Raw genomic sequence first — 16,431 nt, forward strand, 5'->3', positions numbered from 1 at the left:
CCGGTCATGGCCGGTCCCGGCGAGGGCGAACGGAGCGCCTGGCTACCCGGACACCGGCTGGCTAAACCGTGCGGCAGTGGGTCGCAGCGTTAGGAAGGGCCCCTTCCTATACACCAGGCGTTAATAAGGTGCCCTTCCTTGCATCAGGCGCGCAGGGTGCGCAGGATGCGGGCCAGCTCGGCGCGGTCGGCGTCGGGCAGGTGGCCGAAGAAGCGGTCGGCCTCGGCGCGGCGGGCGGCCCGGATGGCGGCGCTGACGCGGTTGCCCTCGGCGGTGAGTGCGACCAGGGTGGCCCGGCGGTCGGCCGGGTCGGGTCGGCGCTCGACGAGGCCCCGGGTCTGGAGGTCGTCGACGACCTCGGTGGCCGAGCGGGGCGCGATGTGCAGGTGCTCGGCGAGCGTGCCGGGGCGTACCTCCCCGTGCCGGCCGAGCACCCCGAGCGCCCGGGACTGGCTGGGGGTGATGTCCCACGGCGCCAACGACTCCCGGGTCTGTCGGCGCAGACGGGACGCGACCGCCCAGAACGTCTCGGCCAGGCTCTCGTCGCCGCTGTCGCTGGTGTCCTCGGTCACCGGAATACGGTAGCAGCCGATACTGTTGTTCCCTCATGTTGAGGTAACCTCAGCATATCCGACTGGAAGGCAGTGCCCCTTGGAACGCACCCCCATGGGCCGCGACCGCGGCCACCGCACCGTCAGCGCGGAGGAGAAGACGCAGGCCCGCCAGGTGTCCCTGCGCCGCATCGGCCGCCTGTTCACCCCACACCGACCCGCCCTGGTCATCGTCACCGTGATCATCGTGCTCTCCTCGATCGTCGCGATGGCCAGCCCGTTCCTGCTGCGTGCCGTGATCGACCGTGCCCTCCCGCAGGGTGACGTGACCCTGCTGGTCTGGCTGGTCGTCGGCATGGTCGCCGTGGCCGCCGTGACCGCCGCCCTCGGCGTCGTGCAGACCTGGATCTCCACCCAGGTCGGGCAGCGGGTCATGCACCGGCTGCGCACCGACGTGTTCAGCCACCTCCAACGGCAGTCGCTGGGCTTCTTCACCCGTACCCGCACCGGCGAGGTGCAGTCCCGCATCACCAACGACATCGGCGGCATGCAGTCGGTGGTCACCTCCACCGCCACCGCCGTCGCCGCCAACCTCACCACCGTGGTCGCCACAGCCGTCGCCATGGTCGCGCTCTCCTGGCAGCTCTCCCTGGTCTCGCTCGTGGTGCTGCCGCCGGCCGTCTGGCTGACCCGCCGGGTCGCCCGGATGCGCCGCGAGATCACCGACCAGCGCCAGCGCGAACTCGCCGACCTCAACGTCACCGTCGAGGAGGGGCTGTCGGTCAGCGGCGTGCAGCTCGCCAAGACCCTCGGCACCGGCCCCGCCCTGATCGACCGGTTCACCGCCTCGTCGGCCCGACTCGTCGACCTGGAGCTGCGCAGCGAGCTGGCCGGCCGCTGGCGGATGGCCTCGATGAGCATCATCTTCGCCGCCGTACCGGCGGTCATCTACCTCGCCGCCGGCCTGCCCGGCACCGCCGGCACGCTGAGCATCGGCACCCTGGTCGCCTTCACCGCCCTGCAGGGCGGTCTGTTCCGGCCCCTGATGGGCCTGCTCAACGTGGGCGTGTCGCTGACCGCCTCGCTGGCGCTGTTCGCCCGGATCTTCGAATACCTCGACCTGCCGGTCGACGTGGCCGACCCCACCGAGCCGGTCCGCCTCGACCCCACCCGGGTCCGCGGCCACCTGCGCCTCGAGGACGTCACCTTCGGCTACCCGGGCAGCGACACCGCCGCGCTCGCCGGCATCACCCTCGACGTGCCCGCCGGCACCAGCCTCGCCCTGGTCGGCGAGACCGGCTCCGGCAAGAGCACCCTCGCCGGGCTGGTCAGCCGCCTGCACGACCCGACCGCAGGCCGCATCACCATCGACGGCGTCGACCTGCGCGACCTGCGCCTGACCGACCTGGCCGCGATCGTCGGCGTCGTCAGCCAGGAGACGTACCTGCTGCACACCACCGTCCGGGAGAACCTGCGCTACGCCCGGCCGGACGCCACCGACGCCGAGATCGAGGCCGCCGCCCGCGCCGCCCAGATCCACGACCTCATCGCCGGCCTCCCCGACGGGTACGACACGGTGGTCGGCTCCCGCGGGCACCGGTTCTCCGGCGGCGAGAAGCAACGACTCGCCATCGCCCGTACGCTGCTGCGCGACCCGCGCATCCTGGTCCTCGACGAGGCCACCAGCGCGCTGGACACCGAGACCGAACGAGCCGTGCAGCGAGCGTTCGACGTGCTCGCGCAGGGACGCACCACGATCACCATCGCGCACCGGCTCTCCACGGTCCGCGACGCCGACCAGATCGCGGTGCTCGACCACGGCCGGATCGTCGAGGCCGGCACCCACGACAGCCTGCTGCACCGCAACGGCCGCTACGCCACACTGGCGGCCTGAGCGTCGGCTCTTACCGCCAGGTGGCGACGGCCGACGGCCCCGCTCACCGTCACCGCTTCGGATCTGTCCACGCAAATGTCCGCGTCGGAGGCGGCTGGAAGTGAAACTTCGTGATCGACCGTCATGGCGAGCGCTCTGACGGAAGGCCGGGTCAGACGTCGCGCCGGGTCACCAGAATCCAAGCGGTCGCCACGGACCCGGCCGCCCACGCCGCGAGGACCAGCAGGCCGGCGCCCGGGCTGAGCGCGGTGGCCGGGTCCGCCGGCATGTCCAACAGGCTCAGCGCCGCCTCGTGCGGCAGCAGCCGGACGGCCTCCGGCCAGAGACCGCCCAGCGTGGTCGAGATCAGGATCGGAAAGGCGGAGAGAACCGCGATCGGGGTGACCACCGAGCGGACGGTGAACGCGAGGCCGTACCCGATCAGCGCCAACAGCAGGTACGCCACCAGGTAGCGACCGAGCTCGCCCAGCGCGTCCCGCAGCACCAGGCTCGGAAGCACCACCAGAACCGCCGCGACCAGGCTCGCCGCCAGTGCGGCCAGCAGTTTGGCGGTGAGGAAGCGGCTGCGGCCGGGTACGGCGGCGAGGCTCAGGCGCAAGTGCCCGCCCCGGTACTCGGTGCCGGCCGCGAAGACCGCGATCGCCAGGAACGCGTAGACCGGCGCCAGCATCAGCGTGCCGATCTGGGCGATGCTGGTCGGGCTGCTGTCACCGGCGAGACGGATCACGTCGGTGGCCGCGATGAAGCCGAGCGCGGCGTTGGCGACCACCGCGACGGCCAAAGAGATCCACGTCGCTGGCAGACTGCGGATCTTGGTGAGTTCCGCCGCCACGAGATCGGTCATCCGGATCGCCGGCCGAACGGTGCCCACGGCGGTCATCGGGCGTCCCGGCGGCTCAGCAGGAGACCGGCGGCCAGGGTGGACAGCAGCGCCCACGCCACCAGGACGATGGCGGCGTACCCCGCGCTCGACGACAGGTCGGCGTCGGCAGGGTCGAGCAGCAGGTTGCGCCCGGCGCTGACCGGCAGCAGGGCGTCCACCGCCGGAACCGTCCGCGCCAGCACCTGCGTCATCGCCAGGGCCATCAGCAGCACCGACACCACGATGCCGATCAGGGTGCTGCGCGTCAGCGTGGTGATCGCGAAGCTGACCAGCGAGACCAGCACCGCGAGGGCGAGCAGCTTGCCGTGATCGGCGAGAGTGTCAGCGCCGAGCAGCAGACCGGGATCCCAGTCCTTGACGGCCAGGAACATGTAGGCGTTGCTGATCAGCTCGACCAGGATCGCGACCCCCGCCATGAACACGACAAGCGCGATCGCCTTCGCGGCCATCAGCAGGCCCCGCCGTGGCACCGCCAGGACGGACTGGGCCAGTTGCCCTGCCCGGAACTCCTGCCCGGCGATCACCACCGCGATGATCGGCAGGAACATCACCACGATCTGCAGCGAGAAGGAGACGAGCAGGTCGATCAGCGCCTCTCCGGCGGGCTGGCGTTCATCGGCGAAGATCTCGATCAGCCCGTCCGGGGTGATGCCCTCGACCGCGGTCGAGGTGTTGCGCAGGTTCGCCTGGCCGATCAGCAGGTGCAGCGCGATGACCGCACCGGTGATCAGCCAGACGATCCGCGATGATCTGATTTTGGAGAGCTCCGCCCCGGCGGCGGCGAACAGCACGCTCATGCCCACACCTGCTTCTGCTCGCCGGTGAGGGCGAAGAACGCGGCCTCCAGGGACGAGTGGCCCGCGGTGATCTCCGGCAGCGAGCCGTCCGCGACGATCCGACCGTTCGCGATCACCACCACGTCGTCGGCGGTGTCGGCCATCTCGGTCATCAGGTGGCTGGAGAGCAGCACGGTCCGGCCCTGGGTGGCGTAGTCGCGCAGGAAGTTGCGGATCCAGCGGATGCCGTCCGGGTCCAGGCCGTTCACCGGTTCGTCGAGGATCAGCACGGCAGGGTCACCGAGCAGGGTGGCGGCGATGCCGAGCCGCTGCCGCATACCCAGCGAGTACTTGCTCACTCGCTGCTTGGCGGCGTCGGTGAGACCGACCGCGTCGAGGACCTCCCCGACCCGGGAGCGGGGGATCCGGTTGGACCGGGCGATCCAGAGCAGATGATCGACGCCGCGACGGTCCGGGGCCGGTTGGGCGCCGTCGATCAGCGCCCCAACCGTACGTAGCGGGTAGCGCAGATCCCGGTAGCGTTTGCCGTCGATCAGCGCGGTGCCGGACGTCGCGTGGTCCAGGCCCAGCAACACGCGCAGTGAGGTGGACTTGCCGGCGCCGTTGGGCCCGAGGAACCCGGTGACCTTGCCGGGCCGCACCGAGAACGTGACCTCGGCGACGGCGACCTTCTTCCCGTACCGCTTGGTCACGCCTTTGAATTCGATCACGACGAAAGCATGCGACGCCGCGGCCGCCGCCCGCGTCACCCGGAAGTAGACACCTACCGCGAATCGCGCAGCAGGCCCGCCTCGTAGGCGAGCACGGCCAGGTGGGTCCGGTCGTTGACGCCCAGCTTGGCGAACATCCGCCGCAGGTAGGTCCGCACCGTCTCCAGGCTCAGGAACAGCTCGTCAGCGATCTGCTGGTTGGAGTAGCCGCGCGCCACGAAACGGACCACCTGCAGCTCACGTTCGGAGAGCACCTGCCCAGCGAAGGCGTGGGCGCGTTCCGGCGGCGGCGGGGCCAGTCGTTCCAGCAGCCGCCCGGTCACCTCCGGCGCGAGCATGGCGTGACCGGCGTGCACCGTCCGCACCGCCTGCAGCACCTCCTGCGGTGCCGCGTTCTTCAGCAGGAACCCAGAGGCGCCCAGCGACAGCGCCGTGTGCACGTACTCGTCCAGGTCGAAGGTGGTCAGCATGATCACCTTCGTGGACGTGGTGGCCAGGACGCCCCGCGCCACCTCGAGACCGTCCATTCCCGGCATCTGTACGTCGAGCAGCGCCACGGCCGGCCGCCGGGCCGCGATCAGCCGGGCCGCCTCGGCGCCGTCGCCGGTTTCCCCGGCGACCCGGAAGCCGTCGGTACGGTCGAACAGCCTCCGGTACGCCTGCCGGAACCCCGCGTCGTCGTCGGCGAGGAAGACGGTGACCTCGGCCGTCATCGTTACCCCGCCACCGGCAGCCGGGCACTGACCTCGAACCCACCGCCCGGTGGCCGCCGCCAGGACGCGGTCCCACCCGCCAGCGCCGCACGCTCACGCATACCCTGCAGCCCGAGCCCGGACCCGGTGCCCGCGCCGGGGATGGACGAGCCGTGGTCGCGGACCCACACCTGGATCTCCTCGTCGGCGTGGCTGACCCGGACCGAGCATCGGGCGCCGGGGGCATGACGGATCACGTTGTTCAGGGCCTCCTGGACGATGCGGAACACCACCAACCGGGTGCCGTCGCCCGCCTCCGGGACGACGTCGAGGTGGGCGTCGATGGTGAGCCCGGCCGCACGGGCGTCGTCGATCATCGGCGAGAGTTCGGCGATGCTCGGGACGCGACCGGTCGGGCCGGGCCCGCCCTGGATGGTCCCGGGATTCCGCAGGCCCCGCACCAGGGCCTGTATCTCGTGCAGGGCCTCCCGGGCGTGGGTCTCGATGTCCCCCAGCGTGCCGCGCAGTTCCCGTTCGTCGGCGTCGGGCAGGCTGCGGGTGACACTGGCCTGCGCGGAGACCACCCCGAGGGCGTGGCCGACCACGTCGTGCACCTCCCGCGCCACGTCCAGCTGTACCCGGGCGCGCTCGGCCTCCCGCGCGGACTCCATCTCTCGGCCGACCGCCGTGCCGAGCAGCCAGGCGGCGGTCAGCGCGGCGGCGGCGAGCACCACCCGGCTGCCGGGCTGGTCCGGACTGCCGGTGTCCACCCCGGTCACCGCCAGCAGCAGGGCGAACAGACAGACCAGGGCTACGGCGCTGTTACGGATTCGCACGGACCGCTTGCGCGCCAGGGCGTAGAGGCACCAGGCGGTGGCGAGCATCGGGTCCGCACAGACGCCGAGCAGGCCGCCGGCGACGGTGGCCACTCCCGCTCCCGCGGTCACCGCCGCAGGAAACCGCTGCCGGAGCAGCACGCACGCGGCGGTGACCAGCGCCAGTGCGGCGCCGAGGGCGGCTCGCGGCCAGGTGCCCGCCGCGACCAGGGGGGACAGCCAGAACACCGCGATCACCACCAGGGCTGCCGCACCGTCGGCCAGTGGCCATCGGGGTCCTGCACGGCCGGTTGGGGAGCGCCGTTGCACCACCACACCGTACTCGGCGGACTGTGACGTCAGGGGTGCAGACTCACCAGGCTGGACCGGATCGCGAACGCGACCAGGGCGTCCCGGTTGGCGCCCTTGGGCAGGCGCAGCTTGTCGCTCACATACTTGATGTGCGCGTCGACGGCCCGGCTGGTCATGCTGCCGTGGGTGGGGCTGAGCCGTTCGGCGATCTCGGCAGACGTTGGCAGGCTGGTCTCCATGATGCCGTTCAGCCGATCCTTGCTGAGCTCCTTGAGCACGGTGTAGTAAGTGGCCTCCCGGTCCAGCAGTGGGCGCCGGGTCGTAGTCGCGCAGGTGGTCGGCGGGCGGACCTGCGCCGCGTAGTACTGCGGTTCGTGACCGAAGACGGCCAGTTTCGGCCCGTCCGGCAGCGCCGTCAGCTCGATCTGCGCCACCTCGAACGGCACGGGCATGGACATCCGCCGCGGCTCGACCAGCACGTACTGATACCAGTCGTCCATGTTCATGACGGTTATCGATGCGACGGAGCTGAGATTACTCAGCGTCCAGAAATCCGGGGTCGCAGAGATCCGTGCGTCGAATGACGTGACCCCGTCGACTTTGATACGAAGGTCCACTTCGCACCGGTCGCAGTCACACGCGCCGATGGTGGCCGATTGTCCGGAATCGACGGTGAGCTGTCGTGGCGTCTCGCCGACGGTGGCCGGAGCCTGGACTCCGGCTACAAAAGCGCAGGCCACGGCATCAAAACCCCGATCAAGCAACCCGCCGACGGTAGCCGGCTCGCACCCGACAACCGCGCCTACAACCGACTGCTACGCGGCCTGCGCTGGCAAGGAGAACGCGGCTTCGCCATCCTGATCGGACGCTGGAAAACCCTACGCCACACGACAATCAGCCCACGCCGCATCGGTGACATCGTCGCCGCCGCGCTACACCTAACCCACTTCGAGTACAAATACCTACCGGAAAGTCGCTGAGATCACCTCAATATAGCGCCAGATGATTGCCGCAAGAGCCTCGCAGTTGATTTCGGGCCTATTTCCGGATTGCCGAGGACTAGCCGATCGGGCGCAGAATTGTCTAGTCTGATCGCCGTCTGTCAATGACGTATGTCACACGTGGAGGGTCGCTTTGTGCATGCGGCGTCCGCACGTCCAAGCTCGCCGGGCCGCCGTATTGCTGATAGTCGCTGGTCATTGCGGGGATCAGATGGTGGCTGCCGCGCTGCTTGTGGAGTCAGGGCGCACCGAGCCCGGCGCCCAGTAGGCGACCGCGTGCGGCGCGGCGTGTCGGGTTCTCATCGAGACCAGCGGCGGCGACGTCACCCCGAAGCCGTCTGCCCTGCACCGGTCTGGGTGCTGTCCTTGACCCCCGGGCCCCGGGCTGACCTGCGCGATCCGCGCCGCGTCAGCGCGGAAACCTCGACCAGATCAGCCACGGTCATCGATTTTGTGGATCGGCCTCCATGTCGACCGGGAAACGCAAAATGCGTACCGATAGGAGTCCGACATTTCCGATGTGGGCTGCGGTACTGTGGCGGCGCAAGCCGGTCCGGGGGTGATTGCGGTCGTGAATGAATCTGTGCCCGCGGCACCGCAGGACTTGTGAAAAGGAGGGGATCGCGCGCATGGCATCCGGCTTCGTGGCGGCGGTGGGGCATTGGTGTTTCCGGCATCGCTGGCTGGTGGTGAGCCTGTGGCTCGTGGCGGTGCTGGGTGGTGCCCTGGCTTCCGGGCCGGTGTTCAGCCGGCTCGCCGACGCCACCGCCTCCGGCTCGACCGAGTCGGCCGAGGGGTTGCGGCGGATCGCCGTCGGCGCGGCTGATGGCGGCCAGGTCCTCGCCCTGATCGACGGTGTCGACGTCCCGTCCGCCGGGGTGCGTGACGTGGTGAACCGCCTGGTGGGCGACCTCGGGCAGGACCCGGCGGTGCTGCGGGTGGACTCGCCGTACGCCCAGACGCCGCAGGCCGCCCGCCAGATCGCCGCCGACCGGCGGGCGCTGATCGTGACGATCGTCCTGAAATCCGCCGATCCGGCGGCGAAGAGCGCCGCGATCGACGACCTGACTGTGCAATTGCACAGTGTCGAGGAGGAGTTGCGCGCTGCCGGTCAGCAGTCGGCCGTCGTCAAGGTAGGCGGCAACGCCGCGCTCAACCGGGAGACGAACCGGGCCGTCCAGTCCGACGTGCAGCGGGCCGAGCTCATCTCGCTGCCGATCACCCTGCTGGTGCTGATCGTGGTCTTCGGCGGCATCGTCGCCGCGTCAATGCCGGTGCTCGCCGCAGTGGTCTCGATGGCCGGGTCGATGCTGCTCCTGCTCGGGTTCAGCACCTTCGTCGACCTCGACCAGAACGTGGTCACGGTGACCACCCTGCTCGGCCTGGGCCTCTCCATCGACTACGGGCTGCTGCTGGTGGCGCGAGTCCGTGAGGAACTGTTGTCCGGGGTGTCGGTGGAGGTCGCGGTCTCGCGCGCCTGGGCCACCGCCGGGCGGACCATCATGTTCAGCGCGCTGACCGTCGCCGGAGCGCTGACCGGGCTGCTCGCGTTCGAGGTGACCCAGTTGCGTGCGCTCGCCGCCGCCGGCATCTCGATCGCGGTCGTCGCCATGCTGACGGCGCTGACGTTCACCGCTGCCCTGCTGGGGCTGGTCGGCCGGTGGATCAAGCCGTCGCGCCACAGGCAGCGCCAAGTAGCGGCCGGTGAGGCGTCCGACGAACGCGGGTTCTTCGCCGTGCTGTCCCGGTTGGTACAGCGGCGTGCCGGTGTAGTGGCGGCGCTGACCGTTGCGTTGCTGCTGCTCGCCGGCTCGCCCCTGCTCGGTGCGGTGATCAAGTTCCCGCAGCTCGAAAACCTGCCGGACAGCATCGAGGCCAAGCAGGTCGCCACCGCGCTGCAGGACCGCTTCAACGTCGCGCAACGACCCGCCGTGCGGGTAGTGGCCACGGGTGACGCCGCCGACCTGCAGCGATGGGCGACCGGCTGGGCCGCGGATCCGGCCGTCGCCGCGGTCGGCGTCGCCCAGCCCCTCAGCGACACACTGGCCAGCGTCCAGTTCGAGGTGAAGGGCGAGCCGCAGAGTGCCGAGGCCCAGGGCCTGGTGCACCGGCTGCGGGCCGACCGACCGGACGGCGGCCAGTCGTGGGTCATCGGGGACACCGCGGTGCTGGTCGACACGCTGTCGGTGATCCGCAAGGCGCTCCCGCTCGGCATAGCCATCACGGTGCTGGCCATGCTCGTCCTGCTGTTCGCGATGACCGGGTCGGTGAGTGTGCCGATCAAGGCGGTGCTCGCAAACGCGGTCTCGCTGGGCGCCACCTTCGGCGTCATGGTGGCGGTCTTCGAGCACGGGTACCTGGCCGGACCGTTGAACATGCTGGTGGTGGGCGGTCTCGACCCGTTCGTCATCGTCATCGTGGTGGCGTTCGCCTTCGGCCTGTCGATGGACTACGAGGTGTTCCTGCTCGGCCGAATCAAGGAGTACGTGGACGCTGGGCACGACAGTGACACCGCCGTGCGCCGTGGGCTGCAGCAGACCGGCCGGATCATCACCTCGGCCGCGCTACTGATGGTCATCGTGTTCGTGTGCTTCGCGAGTGGGCGCACTGGCAGTGTGCAGCAACTCGGCCTGGGCCTGACCCTGTCGGTGCTGATCGACGCCACGATCGTGCGTTGCCTGCTGGTGCCCGCGACGATGACGCTGCTGGGCGGCGCCAACTGGTGGGCGCCGCGGCCGCTGCGTCGGCTGCACGAGCGGTTCGGCCTGCGCGAGCGCACCCTGCCGCCAGTGCCGCCGGCGGTGCCGCAGACCGTCGAGAATCGGGCGCCGGCAGACGCGGTGCGCCGCCACGGGGGCGGCTGACCCGGGGCTCCCGACCCTGGGGAGCCCCCCTTGTCGACGCCGGGATTCTGTGTCTATGGTTGGCCCCGAAGGCGAGAAAGGCCAATGTGATATCGCCGGTTTGACATGCCGCTGATTGGCGACTGTTCGGGCCGATCACCGTGTTGCAAGGTGGGGTGCGCTTACGCGGTTTGTGAGGTGCCCTGTATTGGCGCGGCACATCCTTCAGAACATGCCTGGTCGTGGGGAAAGCGGCGCTGAATAGCCGCATTTCCATTCCTCCGCGGTCCGGCGTCCGAATTCGTAATGCCAGTGTCGGCAGCCGTTCAACGTGGAACGGCGGGTCGGTCACGCATCGATTCACCGGCCGCGTCCGGCCGTCTCCGGCCGAGGGGGAAATCCGACCATGAGCTCGTTCCAGAACCTCACTGTCGACCATGTCCGGTTCTACACTCTGGACATAAACTCGATGATCAACGAGTTCCGTGGTTACGGGTTCGGCGTGTCCGCCGAAATACGACTGTCCGGGAACGGGGCACTCGATCCTGCTCTGTATGGGACCGGACGGGCCAGGCTCTCTTTGCCGCCGCAGCGCGTCACATTCTCGCCGGAGCCTGCTGCCATTCCTACCCGGGCCGGTCAATGGAGATAACGGCGGTGCGCCTCGCGGACGAGCTGCAGTTTTGCCGCACCTCTGCACAACCAGTTCCGCATGCCGAACCAGTTTTAGGACAACGTGCTTCCGGCATCCGCACCTATATGGATAGTGCAGTCCGCCATGGGGATAGAGCAATCTCGATTGTCGTTTCCGAACTGCTCGTCGTGGGTGGCGGCAGCGCGGACGTCAAACCAGGATCACGTGATTCTCGTTGTACGAAGCGGGCGGGGTGTCCTGGCGGGCCCTGGTCGATGACAATCGTGCGGTGCGGCGTCGCGGGTGGAAGTGGGGATCGCTGAGCGTCGTTGCCGCGCTGGCGGTCGGCGGCACGGCGTGGGTGTGGCTGCGGTACGACTTCGAGAAGGTCAACTGGACCTGGGGCGTCGTCACCGCCGTCTACGTCCTGCTGGATCAGGTCTTCCGCACCGACACGGCCGGTCTTGCCGAGGCCGCTGCCCACCGGCGCGCTGCCGCCGACGAACTGGTGGGGCTGATCCGTCGCGTCCCGACGGACGAGGCGCTGTTGCGTACCGTCGACGAGCCGTATCCGCTGCCGGTGCGGTGGCGCACCGTTCCCGATCGGTTCCTCCCCTCCTGGCGGGCCATCGGCCGATCCAGCGCCGCCGCCCCGGTGGACCTCGCCGGCGGCGACGAGTCACTGTGGAGCTGCTACCGGACGTACCCTCTGGGCGGCTGTTGCTGTTGGGCCCGGCCGGCTCCGGCAAGTCGATCCTCGCGCTGCGGATGGCCCGGGAGTTGCCCGTGCACCGCGAACCGGACACACCCGTACCGGTGTTGGTCCCGGCCGGCTACTGGGATCCCGACCGGGAGGGCTTCCACGACTGGCTGGTCGACCGGATCGCTCGCCGCTACCCGCAGCTCGCGGCCGGTCAACCGCGCCGTGACGCCGTGCTGCGCGACCTGGTCCTCGACGAGGCCACCAGCGCGCTGGACACCGAGACCGAACGAGCCGTGCAGCGAGCGTTCGACGTGCTCGCGCAGGGGCGCACCACGGTCACCATCGCCCACCGCCTGTCCACGGTCCGCGACGCCGACCAGATCGCGGTGCTCGACCACGGCCGAATCGTCGAGGCCGGCACCCACGACAGCCTGCTGCACCGCAACGGCCGCTACGCGACCCTCGCCGCCTGAGCCGGGTTCGGCACTCAGCGGCGGACGAAGTCGACCACCTCGGCCACCACGGCGGGATCGCGCAGCAGGCGCCGGTGTCCGAGGCCGGAGGTGACGTGCAACCGGGCGCCGGTCCAGGCCGCCGCGATGGCCTCGCCGTCCGCGACCGGGGTGGACGCATCGTCGCGGTCGTGGACGATCAGGGCCGGCGGCACGGTGGCCCCCCGGCCGAGCAGGGGCACGTCGAAGTGGTGCATCGGTGCGCCCACCCGCCGCTCGATGCGGGCGACGAGCCGCCGGTGGGTGCGTTCACCGAGACCGAGTACGGCCGCGAACTGCCGCGCGTACGACGCGGGGCTGGCCATCGGGGCGAGCAGGGCGACCCGGCCGACGGGCAGGCCGTCGCAGAGCGCGACCGCCGCCGCGGTGGCACCCATGGAGTGTGCGATGACGGCGTGCGCCGGCCCGTGTCGGGCGACGACCCCGGCCAGCGCCGCCACGAACTCGGGAATGGACGACGAGCGCGCCCCGTACCGGCCCGGGGCCGATCGGCCGTGGCTGGGTGCGTCGAAGGCCACGACCCGGTGGCCGGCGGCGACCAGCGGCGGCACGAACGGGGCGAGGTGCTCCCACCGGCCGGCCCATCCGTGCATCAGGTAGACGACAGGTCCCGCACCCCACGCCTCCCCGACCACCTGGTGCCCGTCCACTTCGACGGCGAAGGGGTCGCCCGGTGCGGGTAGGCCAGGTCGGGTTGCCGGAGTGTCGCGCGGACGGGGCAGGGTGAACCAGATCCGCTCGGCCCACCGGGCACCGATCGCCGGTGCGGCGTGCTCCAGCACCCGGAAGCTGGCACGGACCGGCGTCGGCGCGGAAAAAAGACGAACGGTCATGCTTTTCTGCGGAGCCACGGAGACCACTGGTGATACCTCTTCCGTTCGGGGGAGATGGGTCGTGCGGGGTCTGTTCAGGGGGATGGTGTCGTGCGGGCTGCGACCAGCAACGCCTCGACGGCGCGTCGGGCCCGGCTCTCCGCCCGCTCGTCGCCGAGCAGCCGGAGCGCGTGGTGACAGGCGAGGATCACGCCGTAGAAGTCCTGAGCGAACTGCTCCGGGTCGGCGTCGACGCGGAACTGGCCATCGCTGACGCCGCCGCGGAAGATCGTCGCGATCATGTCGAACATGTCGCGTTGATCGTGGACCAGCCGGTCGCGCACCGCACCGGGCTGGTCGTCGAAATCGGTCGCGGCCGCCACGAACGGGCAGCCACCGGGTCGGGCGTCCCACTCCAGCCACCGGTCCAGCAGCTCGCGCACCCTCGGCTCGCCACGAGCGGCGCGTAGGGCCGGCCGGGCCACGGCGTCCTCGAACCCGGCGCGGGCATGCTCGAGGACCTGGAGCTGAAGCGCCTCCTTGGAGCGGAAGTGCCCGAACAGCCCGCTCTTGGAGAGCTGCGTCTGCTCCGCGAGTGAGCCGATGGTCAGCCCACTCAAACCGACCCGGCGCGCGACCTCGACCGCCTGGTCGAGCACCGCGAGTCGCGTCTCGTCCCCCTTGCCCATGGGAAACACAAAAGCACGGTCGTACGGATTTGGCAAGGCTGGCGCACCCAACACCTCCCGCCCCGTTCCTCCGTGTCGACGGTGAGCCCCGCCCGCACGGCCAGGGCCGCCAGGAGGTTGAAGGCTCCATGCGGCGCACCGCGCACGTCCGACGCGAGGACCTCGTCGTCGGTCCGAACCGGCCGTGCGGGCGGCTCAGGAAAAGGGCCAACTCCGCGATGTCGGCCGGGGCGGCCGGCCGCCCCGCGCGAGGCGGCCGGGGTCAGACGGCCTCGAGGGACCGCTTGGCCAGGCCGAGAGAGTAGCCGTCAATGATCGTGGTCGGTGCTGCGGTGGGGTCGGTGGCGGCGCCGAGGGTGACGAACAGCGGGGTGAAGTGCTCGACGGTGGGGTGGGCGTAGGGCATGCCCGGGGCATTGGATCGGAACCCGGCGAGCTCGTCAACGTCACCGCGGGCCAGCGCCCCGGCAGCCCAGTGGTCAAAGTCAGACGACCAGCCGGGCACCTTGTCGAGGTTCTGCCAGTCGATGAACGGCAGCCCGTGGGTCATGTAGCCCGACCCGATCACCAGCACTCCGGACTCCCGCAGCGTCCTGAGCCGTCGGCCCAGCGCCATCAGCCGGTCCGGGTCATGGGTGGGCATGCTCAGCTGCAATACCGGGATGTCCGCGTCTGGGTACATGATCTTCAGCGGCACCCAGGCGCCGTGGTCCAGACCGCGGTTGTGGTGCTCGTGGACTTTCTCGGTGTCCGGCATCAGCGCGACGACCTGCTGGGCGAGGTCCACCGCGGGTGGAGTGTCGTAGCGCATCCGGTAGTACATCGGGTGGAAGCCGCCGAAGTCGTAGACCAGATCGACCGGCCGGGTGCTGGTGATGCTCAGCGGCGCGGACTCCCAGTGCGCGGAGACGATCAGGATCGCCCGCGGTTTGGGCAGAGCCCGAGCCCAGGTGTGCAGCTGGGTCATCCAGTCGGTCATCTCGAACAGCATCGGGGCGCCGTGGCTGAGGTAGAGCGCGGGTAGCGGCCCGTCGGCCGGTGTCCACCGCCGGTGCCGTTGAGCGGCCTCGACGGTGGCGGCCCGCTGCAGGTGCGTGGTGAACGGGTGCTGGGCGGGGATGAGCTTGTCGGCGGCCGCGGTGGTGCCGGCGGCGTGGTTGGCCATCAGTGTCTCCTCGGAGATTGTGCGGTGTGGTCGAGACCTGGTGGGTGATGGCGTCACGGGCCTGACCCCTGTCCTGACTGCCGGCGCCAGTGGGCCAACGCGGCCAGATGGCGTCCGGGCGGGTCAGGCCACGATGCCGAAGCCGCCGGTCCAGGAGACCTTCTCGTTCGAGGCAAGGCCGATCTGCAGGAAGCCGAGGGCCTCCAACTCCCGGGCCCGCTTGAGCGCGCCGGCGTCGAGGGCCTTCAGGCCGGCCGCGCTGATCACACCGATGAGGGTGGACTTGGCGTCAGCGTCGTCGCCGGCGACCAGGACGGTCGTGGTCAACGGGCCGGCGGTGCCGGCGGCCAGCGTGCCGGCGAAGTTGGTGTTGAACGCCTTGAGCACCCGGGATCCCGGCAGCTTGGCGGCGATCTCGGCGGCGGCGGAGCTGTCGGCGGGGACGGTGAGGGAGTCGAAGGTTTCGAAGTTCAGCGGGTTGGTGATGTCGACCACGATTTTGCCCGCGAGCTGCTCACCACGTTCGGCGAGCACCTGGTCGACGGCCGGGTAGGGGATCGCGAGGACGACGATGTCGCCGGTGACCGGCTGGTCGGTGTCGGCCCTGCCGAGCAGTTCGACGGTGTTGCCGCTCTTGGTGACGACGCTGGAGATGGCCTGGCCCATGTTGCCGGCGCCGATGATGGAGATGTGTGCCACGGGGAATTCCTCTCGAAACAGATGGTTGAACCTTCAAGTAAAACCATAGCAGATTTACTTGCGCTGTCAACTATTTGGGTAGGGTGTGAGAGTGGAGAAGCACAAGCAGTGGTTGACCAGCGAGCAGTTGACGACATGGGTGCAACTGGTCGCGGTGATGGAACTGCTCCCCGGCGCCTTGGACTCGCAGCTGCGCCGTGACGCCGGGCTGACCCACTTCGAGTACATGGTGCTCGCGATGCTGTCGGAGGCACCCGGGCGCACGCTGCGGATGACCGCCCTCGCCGCGCGTACTAACGCCACCTTACCGCGGCTGTCCCACGCGGTCCGGCGGTTGGAGGACCGTGACCTGGTCGAGCGGTTCCCCTGCCCGCAGGACGGGCGGGCCACCAACGCCCGGCTGACCGAGGCAGGCCGGCAGAAGGTGGAGGCATCCGCGCCCGGGCATGTCGCCAACGTCCAGCACCACGTGTTCGAGGTGCTGTCGCCGGAGCAGGTTGCGCAGCTGGCCGGGATCACCGACGCGATCCTCGACCGGCTGGACCCCGGCGGTGTGATGACCGCCCCGTATTAGCGCCGCACCGCCGCACGTCTACGACGTCCTGCTTGAGGTGGCGCGCCGCAGGCGTACGGCGAACGTGGCCGCTGACCCGATGAGGCTGACCGATGGGAGAGCGCCGGGCAACGGCCGCCTGGTCACGTGGCCCTAGGATCTCTGG

General features: G+C 70.1%; 15 protein-coding genes and 1 pseudogene. 5 read left to right on the forward strand and 11 right to left on the reverse strand.

Features of this window, described 5'->3' with window-relative positions:
* Window positions 1-143: 143 nt before the first annotated feature.
* Complete coding sequence (locus tag OG505_RS08280) at window positions 144-572, reverse strand: MarR family winged helix-turn-helix transcriptional regulator (protein ID WP_405432232.1); 429 nt, start codon at window positions 570-572, stop codon at window positions 144-146.
* A gap of 94 nt (window positions 573-666) precedes the next feature.
* On the opposite strand from OG505_RS08280, the gene OG505_RS08285 reads away from it, so the two are divergent.
* The gene (locus tag OG505_RS08285; RefSeq protein WP_405434426.1) at window positions 667-2,445 is read left to right on the forward strand and encodes an ABC transporter ATP-binding protein; all 1,779 of its coding nucleotides are present in this window, start codon (window positions 667-669) and stop codon (window positions 2,443-2,445) included.
* 151 nt (window positions 2,446-2,596) lie between these two features.
* On the opposite strand, the gene OG505_RS08290 is transcribed toward OG505_RS08285, so the two are convergent.
* From OG505_RS08290 to OG505_RS08315, 6 genes are all read right to left on the reverse strand, one after another.
* Window positions 2,597-3,325: a hypothetical protein gene (locus OG505_RS08290; protein WP_405432235.1), complete on the reverse strand. Its 729-nt coding sequence runs from the start codon at window positions 3,323-3,325 to the stop codon at window positions 2,597-2,599.
* A complete protein-coding gene (locus tag OG505_RS08295) occupies window positions 3,322-4,125 on the reverse strand; it encodes a hypothetical protein (RefSeq protein ID WP_405432237.1) in 804 nt (267 codons plus the stop codon). The genes OG505_RS08290 and OG505_RS08295 overlap by 4 nt, the downstream gene beginning before the upstream one ends.
* Window positions 4,122-4,835: an ABC transporter ATP-binding protein gene (locus OG505_RS08300; RefSeq protein ID WP_405432238.1), complete on the reverse strand. Its 714-nt coding sequence runs from the start codon at window positions 4,833-4,835 to the stop codon at window positions 4,122-4,124. The genes OG505_RS08295 and OG505_RS08300 overlap by 4 nt, the downstream gene beginning before the upstream one ends.
* A 53-nt stretch (window positions 4,836-4,888) precedes the next feature.
* Complete coding sequence (locus OG505_RS08305; RefSeq protein ID WP_405432240.1) at window positions 4,889-5,548, reverse strand: response regulator; 660 nt, start codon at window positions 5,546-5,548, stop codon at window positions 4,889-4,891.
* 2 nt (window positions 5,549-5,550) lie between these two features.
* Window positions 5,551-6,603, reverse strand: coding sequence for a sensor histidine kinase (locus OG505_RS08310; protein ID WP_405432242.1), 1,053 nt, complete (start codon window positions 6,601-6,603; stop codon window positions 5,551-5,553).
* Between the two features lie 98 nt (window positions 6,604-6,701).
* The gene (locus OG505_RS08315) at window positions 6,702-7,154 is read right to left on the reverse strand and encodes a hypothetical protein (RefSeq protein WP_405432244.1); all 453 of its coding nucleotides are present in this window, start codon (window positions 7,152-7,154) and stop codon (window positions 6,702-6,704) included.
* Between the two features lie 156 nt (window positions 7,155-7,310).
* Here OG505_RS08315 and OG505_RS08320 point away from each other — a divergent pair, with 156 nt between their 5' ends.
* The 3 genes and pseudogenes from OG505_RS08320 to OG505_RS08330 all read left to right on the forward strand — a co-directional run.
* Window positions 7,311-7,634, forward strand: a complete 324-nt coding sequence (locus OG505_RS08320) for a transposase family protein (protein WP_405432245.1) — start codon at window positions 7,311-7,313, stop codon at window positions 7,632-7,634.
* Between the two features lie 650 nt (window positions 7,635-8,284).
* A complete protein-coding gene (locus tag OG505_RS08325; protein WP_405432246.1) occupies window positions 8,285-10,519 on the forward strand; it encodes an MMPL family transporter in 2,235 nt (744 codons plus the stop codon).
* 1,558 nt (window positions 10,520-12,077) lie between these two features.
* Window positions 12,078-12,308, forward strand: a pseudogene (locus tag OG505_RS08330) (ABC transporter ATP-binding protein); the annotation flags it as partial.
* Between the two features lie 14 nt (window positions 12,309-12,322).
* Here the strand turns inward: OG505_RS08330 and OG505_RS08335 are convergent.
* From OG505_RS08335 to OG505_RS08350, 4 genes are all read right to left on the reverse strand, one after another.
* Window positions 12,323-13,180 carry an alpha/beta fold hydrolase gene (locus OG505_RS08335; RefSeq protein ID WP_405432248.1) on the reverse strand — a complete coding sequence of 286 codons (858 nt, stop codon included), beginning with the start codon at window positions 13,178-13,180 and terminating at the stop codon, window positions 12,323-12,325.
* Window positions 13,181-13,254: 74 nt separating this feature from the next.
* Entirely contained in the window at window positions 13,255-13,848 is a 594-nt protein-coding gene (locus OG505_RS08340; protein WP_405432250.1) for a TetR/AcrR family transcriptional regulator, read from the reverse strand.
* Window positions 13,849-14,110: 262 nt separating this feature from the next.
* Window positions 14,111-15,013, reverse strand: a complete 903-nt coding sequence (locus OG505_RS08345) for a dioxygenase (protein ID WP_405432251.1) — start codon at window positions 15,011-15,013, stop codon at window positions 14,111-14,113.
* A 123-nt stretch (window positions 15,014-15,136) separates the two neighbouring features.
* Window positions 15,137-15,712 carry an NADPH-dependent F420 reductase gene (locus OG505_RS08350; RefSeq protein WP_405432253.1) on the reverse strand — a complete coding sequence of 192 codons (576 nt, stop codon included), beginning with the start codon at window positions 15,710-15,712 and terminating at the stop codon, window positions 15,137-15,139.
* A 91-nt stretch (window positions 15,713-15,803) separates the two neighbouring features.
* Between OG505_RS08350 and OG505_RS08355 the strand changes: the two genes are divergently transcribed.
* Window positions 15,804-16,286 carry a MarR family winged helix-turn-helix transcriptional regulator gene (locus tag OG505_RS08355; RefSeq protein ID WP_405432254.1) on the forward strand — a complete coding sequence of 161 codons (483 nt, stop codon included), beginning with the start codon at window positions 15,804-15,806 and terminating at the stop codon, window positions 16,284-16,286.
* Window positions 16,287-16,431: the final 145 nt, after the last annotated feature.

This window comes from Micromonospora sp. NBC_00617, assembly GCF_045161355.1.
Classification (GTDB): domain Bacteria; phylum Actinomycetota; class Actinomycetes; order Mycobacteriales; family Micromonosporaceae; genus Micromonospora.